This is a genomic window from Micromonospora sp. NPDC003816, from assembly GCF_042874705.1.
GTDB lineage: Bacteria > Actinomycetota > Actinomycetes > Mycobacteriales > Micromonosporaceae > Micromonospora.
The window spans coordinates 430,492-444,155 of record NZ_JBIANP010000002.1; the positions used below are offsets into that span (position 1 = coordinate 430,492).

7 protein-coding genes are annotated in these 13,664 nt (G+C 73.5%); 1 reads left to right on the forward strand and 6 read right to left on the reverse strand.

Going from position 1 to position 13,664, the window contains the following annotated elements; genetic code table 11:
* Nucleotides 1–99 precede the first annotated feature (99 nt).
* A complete protein-coding gene (locus ACFYTT_RS08130; RefSeq protein ID WP_387258109.1) occupies nucleotides 100–3,450 on the reverse strand; it encodes a hypothetical protein in 3,351 nt (1,116 codons plus the stop codon).
* A gap of 163 nt (nucleotides 3,451–3,613) precedes the next feature.
* Between ACFYTT_RS08130 and ACFYTT_RS08135 the strand changes: the two genes are divergently transcribed.
* A complete protein-coding gene (locus ACFYTT_RS08135; protein ID WP_131051007.1) occupies nucleotides 3,614–4,312 on the forward strand; it encodes a response regulator transcription factor in 699 nt (232 codons plus the stop codon).
* Nucleotides 4,313–4,322: 10 nt separating this feature from the next.
* Here ACFYTT_RS08135 and ACFYTT_RS08140 read toward each other — a convergent pair whose 3' ends face one another.
* The 5 genes from ACFYTT_RS08140 to ACFYTT_RS08160 all read right to left on the reverse strand — a co-directional run bounded on the left by ACFYTT_RS08140 (nucleotide 4,323) and on the right by ACFYTT_RS08160 (nucleotide 13,600).
* The gene (locus ACFYTT_RS08140) at nucleotides 4,323–5,771 is read right to left on the reverse strand and encodes a hypothetical protein (protein ID WP_387258111.1); all 1,449 of its coding nucleotides are present in this window, start codon (nucleotides 5,769–5,771) and stop codon (nucleotides 4,323–4,325) included.
* 41 nt (nucleotides 5,772–5,812) lie between these two features.
* Nucleotides 5,813–6,514, reverse strand: coding sequence for a hypothetical protein (locus tag ACFYTT_RS08145; RefSeq protein WP_176092457.1), 702 nt, complete (start codon nucleotides 6,512–6,514; stop codon nucleotides 5,813–5,815).
* 9 nt (nucleotides 6,515–6,523) lie between these two features.
* A complete protein-coding gene (locus tag ACFYTT_RS08150) occupies nucleotides 6,524–6,811 on the reverse strand; it encodes a YbaB/EbfC family nucleoid-associated protein (RefSeq protein WP_161594869.1) in 288 nt (95 codons plus the stop codon).
* Nucleotides 6,812–7,374: 563 nt separating this feature from the next.
* Nucleotides 7,375–11,424, reverse strand: coding sequence for a type VII secretion protein EccCb (eccCb, locus tag ACFYTT_RS08155; RefSeq protein WP_387258114.1), 4,050 nt, complete (start codon nucleotides 11,422–11,424; stop codon nucleotides 7,375–7,377).
* A 73-nt stretch (nucleotides 11,425–11,497) separates the two neighbouring features.
* Nucleotides 11,498–13,600, reverse strand: coding sequence for a hypothetical protein (locus ACFYTT_RS08160; protein ID WP_387258115.1), 2,103 nt, complete (start codon nucleotides 13,598–13,600; stop codon nucleotides 11,498–11,500).
* Nucleotides 13,601–13,664 lie beyond the last annotated feature (64 nt).

The window sequence follows — 13,664 nt, forward strand, 5'->3', positions numbered from 1 at the left end:
CTAGTGATCCGGGCCGCGGGCGGCGTGAGCCGAAGGACTCAGTGGGGCCCAGGTCTGGTCCCGGCGGCGCAGTCCGGCCGGGTCGGGACAGCGCTACCCCTACCGGATCGGGGCGGTGCTGCCCGGCCGGGTCGTGGCATCGGCCCGGCTGGCGAGGAAGTCGGCCAGCGACATCTCCGGCTCACCCACCGTCCGCCAGCCGAGCCGGCCCGCCGAGAGCAGCCGTACGACCTCGACCTGCTCGTTCGCCTCGCGTGGCAGCAACAGACTCACGCCGGCCTCCAGCATCGATCCGGCCGTCGAGTGAATCTGCGGCAGGTCGCCGATCTGCGCCACGGTCGCGCGCACGTCGACGGCGCACCGCCACGGCACCCGCACCTGCACCAGCAGCCGCCCCCGACGGGCACGCGGCCGGTTGCGCAACAGCACCAGGCCCTGACTACGGGTCGTGGCCTCGGGGTCGCGCACCAGCGCATAGGCGAGCGCCTCGGCCTCGTACGGCCAGCGGGGCAGGTCGGCCGGCAACCCCTCGATGCCGTGCCCGGCGCCGGTGCAGCGCATCGCCAGCGGTGGAGTCGCCGGGGCGACCGGCTGCTCCACGTACCGCCCGGAGGCGTCGACGCCGTAACCGGCGACGAGCTCGGTACGGCCCAGCAGACCCCCCGGGAGCAGGTACGACTCGTCCCGGTCGACGAGCAGCTCGTGCAGGGCCGGTGGCTCGTGCACGGTGATCGAGGACATGTCCACCGCGCCACCGGCGAGGACGCGTACCCGCAGCAGGTGTTCGTCCGCCCGCAGCGCGGCGGGCACCGGCGGGCGGAGCGTGCCGACCAGGAACAGGTTCGGGGTGGGTACGCCGGTGCCGGTGGCGTCGGTGGGCGAGCAGCCGGCGACGACGTACAGCTCGACCGGCTCGGCGTTGACCGTCGGGCGCTCGGCGATCCAGTAGATCGCGTGCGCGACGGGCCGCCGGACGGTGCCGAGCCGGGGCGCGGCACTGACCGGAAGCTCAGGCCCACCCGGCGGGGCGGGGCGGTCGGGACGCCCCCCGGCGTCGGAGCGGGGACCGGCGTCGGAGCGGGGACCAGCGTCGGAGCGGGGACCAGCGTCGGAGCGGGGACCAGCGTCGGAGCGGGGACCAGCGTCGGAGCGGGGACCAGCGTCGGAGCGGCGATCCCGGGCCGGACCGGCGGTGGAGGGCAGTCCCTGCTCGTAGCCGACCCCAGGGTTGGAAGTCGGAGCGGGAGCGGTGCTCGCCTCCGGTCGGGTCGTCGGCGCCGGCCCGGCATTCGGACGCGGGCCCGCCACCGGCCCGACCACCGGTCGCGGTGGCCCGACCTGCCGCTCGACGCGCCTCGGCTCGGTCCGATTGGGCTGGGCCCAGCCACCCGCCCGTGCCTGCGGTGGAAGCGGCGGCACGGGCGAGGACCGCTCCGGATAGGAGTCCGCCCCGGGGGGCGCGGCGGTCGACGAAGGGGCACCCGCCTGGGCGGCCGGGGACGGAGGAACCACCGGCGAGGCGGCCGGAGACAGCGGGACCACCGGCGGCGCGGCCGGAGGTTCGGGGGGCACCGGCGACGGGGAAGGCGACGCGGGGGCCGTAGGCGACGCGGGGGCCACGGCCGTCGAATCCGGCGCAGCCGGAGCCGGTCGCGGGGTTGCCGGTCGGAACGGTGACGCCGCCGGGGCCGGAGGCGTGGCCGGGGACGTCGGCGCGGGCAGCGGCAGGACCGCGTGCACCGGGACCGGGGACACCGGGCCGGACGTCGCCGCCGCAGGGCGTCCCGTCCACGGCGACCCCGGGTACGCCCGGACGTCGGACGCCGAGGGCGAGGTGGACAGAGCGGGCTCCCCCGCCTGCTGCCGGTCGATCGAGGGCGTCGCCTCGGACGCGGTGCTCCGCTCAGCGCTGTCCGGGACAGCGGCGATGCTCTCCGGCGCGCGGGAAGGGGCGTCGGCCGGACGGCCGGTGACGGCAATGCGATCGGTGCCGGCGACACGATCGGTGCCGGCCGGACGGCTGCTGCTCTCGGCCGTCACCAGCACGCCGTCGTCGCTCTGCCAGCGTCGCTGCGAGTCGTCCAGGTCGAGGCGCTGCCAGTCCACCGGACGGCCCCGCTCGTCGACGGCGCGGGCCGTACCGTCGACGCTGTCGAACGCGGCCTCCGGCGGCAGCACCCACACCTCGGCGCGGAGTCCTTCCACCAGCCGGCTGCCGTAGCGGCGGACCCCCGCCTCGGCGGAGGCCGGATAGCTCGCCAGCAGCAGCAGGTCCTCGCCCTGCCAGCCGGCCGTGCGCAGCATCCGTTGCAGCACCCGTGGCCCGAGCGCGTGCGGCCCGGAGTCGGCGTACTGCACCGCCCACCGACCGTCGTTGAGGATGGTCAGATCGATCCGGAACAGCCCGTGCTGGGCCCGCAGGCTGCTGTACCGCGAGTTCATCGCCCGCTGGCGCGCGGGCGCGACGCTGACCAGGGGCGCACCCGGATAGGGGGTGACGACCATCCGCCCGGCCGGGGACAACCGACCGTCCTGGTCCGGTTCGAAGCGCGGTGAGGCGGCCATCGGCGGCAGGTAGGTACGCCACTCGGCCGGACCGCCGGCGCGGTCCACCGCGCTCAGGTCCTGGCAACTCTCCAGGATCTCCAGGGCGGCGGTACGCTCCGGGGCCCACACGATCGCCCCGGTGTTGTCCGCGAACGCGGCCAGGTTGGCGTGCAGCCGCTGCCGCTCGTCCGGGTCGGAGGGCCAGTGCAGCCACATCCGGATCTCACTGCCGTAGAGCGGCACGTCCGACAGGGCGGCGGCGAGCTGACGCCCACCGGTCACCTGGTAGGAGCCGGTGTAGTCGCCGACCACGAAGCCGCCGCCCCGGACGGACACCCCGATCGTGGTCAGTTCCGGGTGACCCGGGGCCAGGTCCACCGCAGCGGCCCGGCGGGCCACGAAGTCGGCCCGGGTGGCGAGCGTCAGCCCGCCGGGCAGCGGCGCGGCGACGACACCGGACCGGGGACGCAGCACGCCGCCGGTCGTCTCATACCAACCGGGCAGTCCGGTGGCCATCGCCGGGGGCTGGACGACGAGCCACTCCGCCGGCCGCCCGGTCCGGGCGTCCACCAGGCTGGGCTCCGGCTCGCGGTCCCCGTCGTACCGCAACACGCTGCCGGCCGGGCTGATCAGCACGTCCCGCCCGAGGATCCCGGCCAGCTCGGCGAAGATCTCCGCGTGCTCCTCGCCACCGTCCATCATGATCCGGACGTCGTCGCCCGCCCCACCGCCCCGGCGGACCAGGTCGGCGAGTTGTCCGGCGTCGAGCGGCGTCCCGCTGCCCCGCAGCGCGACCGGCAGCCCGTCCGGGCCGGTACGCAGCCAGATGTCGTAGAGCCCGTCGATGCGCCGGTGCTCCGGGCGCGCCCGGGCAGCCGGTGTCGGCGGCGGCCTGCCGGTCATGACGCTCGTCCGTTCCTCGATGTCCCCCCTTGCACGTCCTCTCAACGGACGGCGGTACCTGGTTTTCTCAATCCGAGGTCGGCGAGTCCCCGCCATCACCGCACTGAACACGGCGAGTCCCGCGTCCGTCGTGTGATGCACCGGGCAGAGAAGGGGTACGGCGATGGAACAGGATCTGGGTACGGTCGCGATCGTCTGCGACCAGCCGTTGTCGCGGGTCGGGATGGAGCGGCTGGTGCAGGACGAGCCGGGCCTCGCGCTCGGCCCCTCGGTCGGCTCGGTCGGCGAGTTGGAGCAGGCCGGACCGGCCGACTACCGGGTGATCTTCATCGACCTGCCGGCGCTGCCCGGCGCGAGCGTGCTGGAGCTGATCGGGAAACTCGCCACCCGTGGCGCCCCGCTGGTCTGCGCCACCTGGGAACAGCCGCCGGGCCTGCTCTCCGCCGTCCGGGCCGGGGCCCGAGGCGTGATCACCCGGTACGCCGAGCAACCCGACGTACGCCTGGCGTTGCGCGTGGTCGCCACCGGTGGGCTGCACATCGGCGCGGAACTGGCCGACCGGTTCGCGGCCGACCTGTCGCGCCCGGCGGACGCCGACGAGAACGGACTGGCCCCGCGCGAGGTGGAGACGCTGCGCTGGATCGCGCTCGGGCTCACCCACGCGCAGATCGCCACCCGGATGGGGCTGTCCCAGGCGACCGTGAACACGTACGCCAAGCGGATCCGGGCCAAGCTCAACGTGACGAACAAGGCGGAGCTGACCCGGATGGCGATCGAGTTGGGTCACGTGACCCAGGGACGCGTGACGCACGGTCGGCTGACCCACGGGCACCTGTCGCACGGCTGGCGCGCCGCCTCGTAGTCCACTCCACTCACGACAGCTCGACACCGGGCTCCTCCGTCGGCCGCAGCGAGATCGACCAGCGCGACGGCGTCACCTCACCGAGCACCACCGGCACCTGCACTCCGGCCGTACGCAGCTCGCGGGCCACCCGTCCGTCGCCGTTGGCGAGCCGGGCGCAGATCACGATGCCCGGAGTCGGCGACGGCTCCACGTCGGACAGTTGCGCCACCCGGCTGCATCCGTTCGGCATCGACTCGCCGAGGACGTCCCCGACCACGGTCACCTCGTTGCCGTCGGCCAGGGCCTGCCGGATCAGCCGGCGCGCGTAGCGCTGCCCGTCGGGCAGGTTGCCGGCGACGGTCAGCACGTCCGGGCAGCGGACCAGGTCGACATAGAGCCGCCAGCCGTCACGGTCGCCGAGCAGCAGCGGCATGGTGGCGGCCGGCGGTGCCTCACCCGGGCCGTACCAGCCGAACGGCGCTGCCGCCCCGTCCCGGGCCCCGTTCAGGGAGACACTCAGCTTGAGCCCTTCGGCCCGCAGGTCGGCGCTGAGCTCGGTGGCGTCGACAGCGACCTCCGGTCGACGCGGCCCGGCGGACGGCTCCGGCAGGGGTGGTACCGGGGACGGCGACGGCGTCCGGCGCGGTAGTTCCGGAGAGGGCGGCCCCACCGGCCGTAGACGGCCGGCGAGCGACGGTCGCGCCGGTCGTTCGGGTGCGGTCGGCCGTTCCGGTGCCACCGGTCGCTCGGGCGCCGTCGGTGGGAGGTACGCGGCCCGTGACGTGGCGGTCGCCGGATACGGGTCCACGACCGGCGGTGCGGAGGAGTGCGCCCCGGCCAGCACCAGCTCGCGCTCGGCGTCGGTCGGCGGCGGGCCGGACCGGGCCGGGTGACCGGGTACGGGTGGCGCGTCCGACGGCGCGGGCGGGTCGGAGAGCGGCGGCGGGTCCGACAGGGGTGGCGGGGCGGCGGACACCGCCGGTGCCGTGGCGCCTCGCGCACCACGCCCACCGCGGAGCACCGCCACCGCCACCGCGAACAACATGACGGCCGCGAACACCCCGATGGCCTCGAAGACGGGGGCGCCCTGCCGTCCCGGAGTCGACAGGTCCCGGGGCGCGGGCGGGGCCGCCTGCGTCGCCACCGGGTACTCGTCGTAGACGCCGGGACCGCTGGCGTCGGCGGGCAGCGTCAGCACCCAGCCGGGTTTCAGCACCATCGGGTCGGTGAGCTGCCCACCGTCCGGCTGCGGACGGCCTTTGGTCAACTCGAAGATCTCCAGGTGCCGCCGGCCGGTGCCGAGGGTCCGGGCCGAGATCTCGTACAGCGACTCGCGCTGGCCGGCGATCGGTTCACCGACGACGTAGTACTTGGAGCCGGCCGGCGTGTCGGCCGGGGCGGCGTGGACCGGCCCGACCGGCCCGAGCACGGCCAGGGCGGTCAGGCACACCACGACGATCCGGCGCAGCCCTCGCACTGTTCCCCTCCCTCTTCCGGCTCACTACCTGCCGGCGACCGTCACCGGCCGCAGGTGGCCCGTACGGCGGAGACCGCGAGTCGCGCGTCGGCCTCGCCCGCCGCCCGCGCCGTCACGCGTACCGCCAACTCGTTGGTGCGCAGCGGGAACGCGCCGACGTCCACCCACCGCCCGGTGTTCTGCGCCTGGTTCATCTCGAACTCGGCGTACGCGGCGCCGCCGCGACCGGCCAGCACCTCGTAGCGGACGCTGGTCACCCAGGTGCCGGCGCCGGACGTGCCACGCGGCACGTACACCTCGACTCGGCACTGCCCGCCGGTGGACGGGACGAACCACCACTGGACCGACTGGTCGGCGTCGTTGCTGATCGGCAGTGTCTGGAAGGTACCCCGACAGCCGCCCTCGGACCATCCGCCGTCGGCCACCGTACGCCACTGGTCGGTCCGTCCCTGCACGTCGAACCCGTGGTCGTTGGTGGTGTCGCAGCCCCAGCCCGCCGTCGCGACGTAGCCCGGGTCCGCCGCACCGGCCTTGGATCGTGGGCTGATGAGCTGCCAGAAGATCCCCACCACCAGGGAGATCAGCATGCACACCGCGGTTACCGTGATCAGCGTCGGTAGCCTGACCGACAACCGGTCGCTGGCCGGCTTCGACCCGGCGTGCTCGACGAACGCGGTGACGAAGTCCGACCGCCACCGCACCGCCCGCCGGGCCGGCGTCTGCGTCGCCTCGGTGGGGTCCACGATCGGTTGTTACCCGGCCAGCCTGCTGATCGACTCGGTCAGTAGCGTCATCCGCTCGGCAGCCTGCACGCGCAACTGCTCGGTCCCGTCCCGCAGCGCCGCCAGCACCAGGTCGGCCAGTTCGTCCGCGTCGCAGGTCTCCATCACGCGCGGGTCGATGTACACCGCCTGGAACTCGCTGTCGGCCAACGTGACCGTCACGCCCCCGCCGGCCGCCGACCCGACCACCTCGGAGTTGCTCATCGACTGCGCCAGCTCGGCGACCTCGTGCTCAAGCGCCTGGGTCCGAGCCAACATCTCGCTGAAATCCGCCTGCCCGCTGACCACAGCAACCCCTCCCTCGCCGATCCGCCTCCGGACGACCGCGCACGGCCGTCGGCGACGATGGCCCCAGCCTCGCAGGACACACGGAGCAGCCGGTAGTCCCTCATCCGGCACCCACCCCGGCAGGGCGTGGCACCGCACGCTCATACGGGGGCTATGCCGACGTCCCGTAATGGGGACGCCACCCCTCCCCTTCCCCGGCTCTCGTCCGTACCCACCGGTGTGCCGCCTCTGCTCTGCTTCACTCCACGCAACACATCCGGCGAATTGCCCGCCGTTGAAGCAGATATTCGGCTACCGCCGCGCCACGTCTACTTCGCGCGCCACGTCTACTTCGGGTGTCGCCCTGTCGAGCTGAACCGTTCACGCCGTCGGGCGGGATGATTCGTTGCCGCTATCAGCTCGACAGGCCCCGAGACGGACCGTGAGCCCGTGCTCGTCGTCGCCGGCCGACGGTCGTGGCTGCCGATACCCGGCAAATCCACGCGTCCACGTCACGCCGGCCCTCCCACGCCGTCCACGTCACACCGGGGCGGTCACGCCGGGGCGGTGTCGGGACCGTCCTGCTCGGGTGTCTCCGGGACGGGCGGCGGGAGCGCGACCTGGATCAGTCGGCCCGGTTGGGACCGCTCGACGAGGCTTCCTCGGCCGGGTGGGCGGGCGGCGGCACGCTCGTTGCCCAGCACGACGCCCTCTCGGCTGTCGCCGGAGAGGATCAGGCCACTGCAACCCATCTCCTTGACCCGGTTGAGCAGTGGGTCGGCCATGGCGCGGGCCATGCCGCTGACCCGGCGGGCGAGCACCAGGTGCAGGCCGATGTCGCGGGCCTGCGGCAGGAAGCGGGACAGCGGGGCTAGCGGGGCCGCGGAGCCGGTGGGCAGCAGGTCGTAGTCGTCGGCCACCACGTAGATGTCCGGCCCCTCCCACCAGTCCCGCTGGCGTAGCCGCTGCGGGCTGATGCCGGCCGGTGGCAGCCGCTCGGTGAGCTTCGCGACCACCTGCTGGACGTAGGCGCTGGCGGTGTCCGGGTCGCCGGCGTAGGCGGCCAGGTGGTCCTGCGGCACGGCGTCGAGCAGGGAGAGCCGGGCGTCGAGCAGCACCACCCGCGCGTCCCAGGCGGACTGGCGCGCGCAGAGCGCCGCCAGCCAGGTACGCAGGGCCGTCGACTTGCCGGAGCCGGCATCACCGAAGACGAGGAAGTGCGGGTCGTCGCGGATCAGGTCGACGGTCACCGGCTTCAGGTCGGACTCGCCGATACCGATGGGTACGGCGGTCGGGGCGGCGTCCGGCGGCGCGGGTACCTCGGCGGCGTCGATCCGTGCCGGAAGCAGGCGTACCGGTGGGGCCGGGGGGCCGGACCACCCGGCGGCGATCTTTCCGAGTACGTCCTGCTGGGCCGCGCGTAGACCGTCGATGCTGTCCTGGCCGTCCATCCGGGGCAGGACGAGCTGGAAGTAGACGCCCGGCAGGCTCAGCCCCCGGCCGGGCACCTTCGCCGGCACCCGGGCGGCGAGCCGACGGTTCACCTCGGACTCGGCGGGGTCGTTGAGGCGCAACTCGATCCGGGTGCCGATGCTGTCCCGCAGGGCGGGGCGGATGTCGTTCCACCGGCCGGTGGTGATGATCAGGTGTACGCCCACGCCGAGTCCACGGGCCGCGATCTCGTTGATGACCGGGTCGGCCCAGTCGAACTCGGTCCGTAGCGCGCCCCAGTTGTCGACGAAGAGGAAGACGTCGGCGGCGCGTACGCCCTCGGGCAGTTTGCCGGCGCGGCGAAGGTCCCGCAGGTCGGCGATGGAGTCCAGACCGAGGGAGCGGAGCAGTTGCTCCCGTTCGCTGATCAGCGACCGGACCTCGACGATCATCCGGCTGACCAGGTCACGATCGCTACGACCGGCCACCGAGCCGACGTGCGGCGCCTCGGCCATCGTGTGCAGCGTGCCGCCGCCGAAGTCCACGCAGTAGAACTGCATCTCGTCGGGGCTGTGGGTGAGCATCCCGGCGAGCATCAGGGTCCGCAGCAGCGTGCTGCGCCCGGTCTGCGGTGCGCCGACGATCGCGATGTTGCCGTGTGCCCCGCCGAAGTCCATCATCAGCGTTTCCTGCTCCTGCTTCAACGGCAGGTCGAGCAGGCCGATGGGCACGGACAGCGAGCCGGTCATCGGCCAGTGCTTCGCGCTGTAGCCCCGGCCGGGGTGGTGGGCGACCGGGCCGAGCAGGTGGTCCAGGGCGAGCGCCTTCGGCAACGGCGGCAGCCAGACCTGGTGCACCGGGCTGATGATCGAGGTGAGCCGGTCCACCACGATGCCCAGCTCGGTCTGGCCGCCCCGCTCCGCTGCCGGTGGCGGCTCGTCCAGCTCTTCCTCGGTCATCCGGGTCAATCCCCGCAGCGGGAACTGCGCGACGGTGTTGCGGGGCTTCGCACCGCTGGCCCGTTCGCGTTCCTCGGCCGAGACGTACCCGGCCGACACGTGCGCTACCCGGAACCGCTGGTAGATCGACTCGTCCACCTTGAGGTACGCGGATCCGGGGATCGGCGGCAGGTTGTACGCGTCGGTGGTGCCGATCACCGTACGGCTCTCGCTGGCGCTGAACGTACGCAGGCAGATGCGGTAGGACAGGTGGGAGTCCAGGCCCCGCAGTCGCCCCTCCTCCAGCCGCTGGGTGGCCATCAGCAGGTGCATGCCGAGGCTTCGACCGACCCGGCCGATCTGCACGAACAACTCGGCGAAGTCCGGCCGGCCGGAGAGCAGTTCGCCGAACTCGTCCACCACGATCAGCAGGTACGGCAGCGGGTCGAGCGGACGACCGTCGGTGCCGACGGCACCCTCCGCGCGGCGGCTCTGGTACTCGCGTACCGAGTCGATGTTGCCGGCGTCGCGCAGCATGCGTTGCCGGCGCTGCTGCTCGCCCATCAACGCGGCGAGCACCCGGTCGATCATCGCGGCGTCGTCGGCCAGGTTGGTGATCAGACCGGCGACGTGCGGCAGCCCGGTCAACGGGGCGAAGGCGGCACCGCCCTTGAAGTCGATCAGCACGAAGCTGAGCAGCTCCGGCGGGTGGGTCAGGGCCAGGCCGGTGACGAGCGTCCGCAGCAACTCGCTCTTGCCCGAGCCGGTGGCACCGACGATCAGGCCGTGCGGGCCGGAGCCGCCCTGCGCCGACTCCTTGATGTCCAGCACCAGCGGATGGCCGTCCCCGTCGGTGCCGATCGGGGCGCGCAGCAGCCGTGGGTCACCGGCACCGATCCAGCGGCTGGTGATCTCGGAGTTCATCGGGTCGCCGCCGAGCACCATCTCGGTCAGCGAAACGGTGCGGGCGAGGACCTGCTCCCGTTCGTCGCTGAGCCGCAGCGGTGCCAGGGTCCGGGCGACCAGCTCGGCCATGCCCAGACTCACCCGGTCGACGTGGCAGTCGGTGGCGGGTGTGACGACCAGGTCCGCCCTGCCCTCCGTGGTGAGCTGGCCGTCCGCTCCACACCGCAGCCGCAGGTTGACCCGGCTCGGTTCGTCGGACTCGCGCTGGACCAGGAAGACGAGCGTGATGCCGAGATGCGGACCGGCCCCGGCCAGCAGGGCGGCCATCAGCTCGCCACGCCCCCACTCGGAGAACGGGTCGAAGCTGGTGAACACCAGGATCAGCCGGGGCAGGGTCGGTCCGCCGGTGGTCGGGCGCCGGTTGCCCTGCTGGTCGAGGCGGCGTCGGAGTTCGGCCTCCAGGTAGTCGGTGAGCGCGGCGGGGCTCTCCCCGACCAGCGACAGCTCCCCCGCCTCGCCGCGCAGTTCCGGGTCGATGGTGTGCGGCAGCCACTTCGCCCACTGCCACTGGTCGTCCCCGCCGGCCTCCACCGCGACGAGCACGTCGTCCGGCGCGTGGAAGACGCTGACCTGGCAGAGCAGAGCGCGGGCGACCTCGGCGGTGGCCGGCGGTGGGCCGAGCAGGCTGATCACCCCGGCCCGGCCGATGTCGACCACCATCGGCTGCTCGGGTACCACGCCGAGTCGTTCCACCAGTCGTTCGGCGGCCTCCTGCGACTCCCAGTCGTAGTCGGTCAGCGGGTCGATCTTCGCGTCGAGTTCGATCGGGGTGGTCAGTCGGACCGTACCCCGGCCGAGCCGGACCTGGAGGAAGTCGGCGTCGTCGCGACGGCGTTCCCAGACGCGGTGGCCGCCGACGCCGATCGACCAGAGCCGGGCCGGTTCGGGGTTGGCGAGCGCGGAGGCGGCGCGTTGCGCGTTGGCGCTCTGCCGCGCCTGGTCCCGCACGAGCCGCAGGTGGCTGCGGTACCGGCGGCGCTGTTTGCGGGCCGTGACCCCTCGGGTACGCCGCTGTCCGAGGAAGAGGAAGACGACGGCGGCGATCGAGGAGAAGAAGAAGACCGAGCCGAGGATGATGGTCGCCGGCTGCCCGAAGCTGACCATGTACGCGGCCATGCCGACGCTGCTGATCAGCGGCAGGACCAGGTTCCAGGCGTGCGAACCGGTCGAGGCGTCCGGCACCTCGGGGGGTATGGGCAGCACGATCCGGTCCGTCGGCAGCGCCGGAAGGATGTGACGGGCCGGACGGTGGAAGGCGACCCGGCTCATCCGGCCACGCTCCGCTCGTTCATGTCCTCCACGACGGGCCGGGGTGACCTCCCGTTCAGTCGCCGGGACGGGCTCATCTGTCCGGGTCGGGACAGGTCATGATCGCCTCCTGGATCTGTGTGAGGGGTTCCCGGTGGCCCTCGGCCACCAACGGCACCAGCGCATTGATCTTGCGGATCCAGTTCGCCCGGACCGCACCGCCGCCCGGCAGGTCGTCCTTGAACGCCCAGATGGCGGTCGTCACCTCGTCGGCCGACCGGTTGCCCTCGATCAGATCGCCGATCGCGGCCAGGATCGCGTGGCTGGCCCGGTCGTCGAACGACACCCCGGCCAGGTCGGCGAGCATCGGTGCCATCGCGCCGAGTTGCGCTGCGGAGCCGGCCGCGCCACCGGCACCAACCGCACCACGGGTGCCCGCCGCGCCGCCGGGCCGGGCCGGGCCGTCGAGGAGCAGGGGCTTGGCCAGGCTGAGCACCGCGTGGTAGCCGGCGAGGGACGGAACCCGGTGCACCGCATCGCGCAACTGGGAGTGCTGGTCGGGCAGGGCCGGGCCGGCGCGGTCCAGCCCGGACACGATGGCCTGCGGATCGGTCAGCGAGGCGGACAGGAACGACACCACCGGGACGGTCGGCGGTGTGAACGCGGGAGCCCGGCGCAGACCGGTGGCCGCCTCGATCAGGTCCACGCTGAGCGCGTCCACGACGGGCGGTGCCGTCTGGCCACCCCCGCCCGGGGAGCCACCCGGTCGCCGCGCCGTCCACGCGCTGCCCAGGTTGAGCAGCGGCATTCCGCCCGCACCTGGCGCGGAGAGCCCGGGTGCCTCGTACACCAGTGGCGCGCCGTACTCGTCGAGCACCCGGGTGAGTTCCGGCGACGCGGACGCGCGGGTGTAGACGACCGGCACCGGGTCGTGACCGCCGGCCAGGACCGACTCACCCAGGTGCACGAAGAGACGCCGGTTCAGCAGCGACACCTGCTCCGGGGCGGGACGCCGACCGGGCCGTTCGGTGGCCAGCACGATGATCGGCTGGTCGAGGTACTCGGCCGCCTCCGCCAGTACGCCCAGGTCGTGCGTGGACACCGCTGCCGCCGGGCCGATGATCTCCATGACCCGGCCCGTGCCGTCGGCCGCCTGCCAGGTGTGGAGCGCGACCTCGTTGCGGGTGGTCTCCGCCCAGGAAGGTCCGGTGGACACCGCGGCCGAGCTACCAGTCGAAGCCGCAGCGATCTGGATCAGTCGCTCCTCGACGCTCACCGGCTCCCCGGGGTACAGGGCGAGTCGGATCCGGCCGGATTCGGTGGCGGGCAGCAGCACCGACCCGTCCGGGCCGAGCAGCGAGAGGTTGCGGGCCCCGTCGTTCACCGCCAGATGGATCGACTCGCCGTCCGGGCCGTCCACGACGACCACGGCGTGTGCGCCGGCACCGGCCTGCTCCATCCGGTACGCCAGGTCGACGTACCCGGTCGGCTCGTCCACCCGCTCGGCGCCGGTCGCCGCGAGGGCGTCGTCGCCGGAGGTGAAGCGCAGGCCGTGGGTACGCAGTGCCGCGCGGTACCGGTGGTTGGTCAGCGCCGCCGGCAGGCCGACCTCGACACCGTCGGCGGAGAAGACGATCCGCCCGGAGAGGTACGGCTTCCCGGACAGCATCTCCAACGGCCCGGCGGGTACGTCCGCCCAGGGCGACGGCTCGCGGTGTGCCATCGGCGCCAGCCGCACCGTCACGCCGGCGCCGGGCGCGGTGATCCGGCCCTCGGCGTCCAGGTCGACGACGCGATGCGGCCCGTACGGCACCGGCTCGTCCGTCGTGCCGTCGCCGTCGAGCTGGGCACGCAGCACCTGCGCGGGAAGTCGCAGGTCGTCGGCCCACTCCGCCAGAGCCGGCAGGGTCACCGGCCCGGCCGACTCCGGCCAGTGCACCGGAGTCAGGTCGAGGTCTTCGGCCGACTGCCGGGCCAGCATGCGACGCAGCAGCTCCGAGTCCTCCTGCGGGAACAACGGAGTGGCCAGCGGGCCGGAGACCCGGGCAGCGGCAGCGGCCCACTGGAGGAACGGGTCGTCCGCCGTGGGGATCTCGTCGGTTACGACCGCCATCGCCCCGCCGGGCAGGAACACCGTACGTCCGTCGGCGCACAGCTCCGCCATCGGACGGGTGATCAAGGGAAGGTGGGTGACCACGCCACGGCTCCTCATCGTCTCCCCGTGACCGTGGCATCTGGGACGGGACGCGCGACAGTCCCCG

Bases quoted from the DNA above. Each gene is read 5' to 3' on its own strand.
- eccCb (WP_387258114.1), bottom strand. From the start codon at position 11,424: ATGAGCCGGGTCGCCTTCCACCGTCCGGCCCGTCACATCCTTCCGGCG.
- ACFYTT_RS08130 (WP_387258109.1), bottom strand. From the start codon at position 3,450: ATGACCGGCAGGCCGCCGCCGACACCGGCTGCCCGGGCGCGCCCGGAG.
- ACFYTT_RS08135 (WP_131051007.1), top strand. From the start codon at position 3,614: ATGGAACAGGATCTGGGTACGGTCGCGATCGTCTGCGACCAGCCGTTG.
- ACFYTT_RS08150 (WP_161594869.1), bottom strand. From the start codon at position 6,811: ATGTTGGCTCGGACCCAGGCGCTTGAGCACGAGGTCGCCGAGCTGGCG.